The sequence below is a fragment of the Edaphobacter sp. FHG110511_03 genome, assembly GCF_059115365.1.
The window spans coordinates 1-1,589 of the sequence record NZ_JBZYWL010000040.1 but is presented as its reverse complement, the minus strand read 5'-3'; the positions used below and the strand labels follow the sequence as shown (position 1 = coordinate 1,589).

The 1,589-nt window shown below is 54.8% G+C and carries 1 protein-coding gene; it reads right to left on the bottom strand.

Features of this window, described 5'->3' with window-relative positions:
• Positions 1-1,589, bottom strand: a 1,589-nt coding sequence (locus tag AC5S26_RS29830) for a CheR family methyltransferase (RefSeq protein WP_494188583.1), incomplete at both ends; no start/stop codon positions are given.

Genomic DNA, 1,589 nt, shown 5'->3' with positions numbered 1-1,589 from the left:
TTGGTCGATTGCAGCTCTTCCTTCGACGTTTCCAACTCCTCATTCGTGCTTTGCAACTCTTCGTTGGCCGAGAGAATTTCCTCGTTCGCCGACTGGAATTCCTCTTTGAGCGCATCCTCCGATTCAATGGCAGAACGTAATGCTTCCTGCGAATTCGCGAGTTCCTGCCGTAGCCGCTTCAGTTCCGGCTTGTTCTCGTGGACCTCTTTGGTTTTGCGATGCGGAGTGCTCCCGGCCTTGGCGGATCCAGGCGGGGTAACGTCCTCGAACAGAACCAGAAAAAAGCTTCTGCCGTTAGGGCCGTTACCTCCCAGCGGTGTAACCGACAGATTGAGGATTCGTGGCTGCCCATCACCATCAAACAAGACGCCCTCTCTTTGAGTGGGAGCATCCTTTTTCATCGCTGCCCCGATCATCGTTCGCAGTTCGATCGCCAGTCCATTGCGCGCGAGCTTCAGTACATTCAGGCTCGGTTTGCCAGGTGCGGGTTCCAAGTAGGGGGCCGTTCGTCCCCGAAAGTGGACTACTTCCATTGCGCGGTTCACGACCACGCCGGCCGGCGAGTGATTTTTCAAGACGATGCGGTCGGCTTCGACCTGAATGTCGATCTCGGGCTCGCGGGAATTGTCCAACTTTTCCGCCCTGTGGGGCGATTTGATGCCGCTCGCCGCTGGCAAATACGACAGACCAAATTCATACGATAGCTTGGACACTGTCGGTTTCTTGCTGTAGATTTTGTGCTTCTTGTCCACGATAGAAAACAAATCGGGAAAGGCGGAGAGGCTTTCGGAGCTGCCGAGAACAAGAAAGCCAGAAGTTTTCAATGCATAGTGCAGAACTGGGACGATCTTCTTTTGCAACACCGGCTGAATATAGATGAGAAGGTTGCGGCAGGCCACGGGGTCCATCTGTGAGAAGGGCGGATCGCTCGCGAGGTTTTGCCGCGCGAAGATGCACATGTCTCGGACCGCTTTGTTGACCCGATATCCTCCCTCTACCTTAAGAAAGAAGCGTGAAATGCGCTCGGGCGATATCTCCTCCGCGATACTCTCCCGATAGACGCCGGCACGAGCCTTTTCAATCCCTTTTTCGTTCAGATCGGTCCCAAAGATCTGGACGTGAAAACTTGGCGCCCTGTCGCCGAGAAACTCCAGCAGCGTCATGGCCAGCGAGTAGGTCTCCTCGCCTGTCGAGCAGCCCGGCGCCCACATTCGGATGGCGTTTTTCTTGCTCTTGTCCTTCACTATGGCCGGGTAAACCTGCGTCTTCAGCGCTTCAAACGCCTCAAAATCGCGGAAGAAACTCGTCACGGGAATGAGTACGTCGTCAAAAAGCTTATTGACCTCTTCGGGATTCCCCTTCAGGTACTGCGCATACTTGTTCAGTGAGTCCAGCTTCAGGATCACCATGCGCCGCAAGGTGCGACGGTGAATGGTATTGGGCTTATATTGACTGAAATCGACGCCGCTCGAGCTGCGCAGTTGATCCAGGACAGGGGCCAAATCTTTTTCAGGATCAGCCCGGAAAGCCGCCGAATCTTCCAGATCTTTGCCCCGCTCGGCCTTCGTTTCTTCGTTCGCGAGGAGATA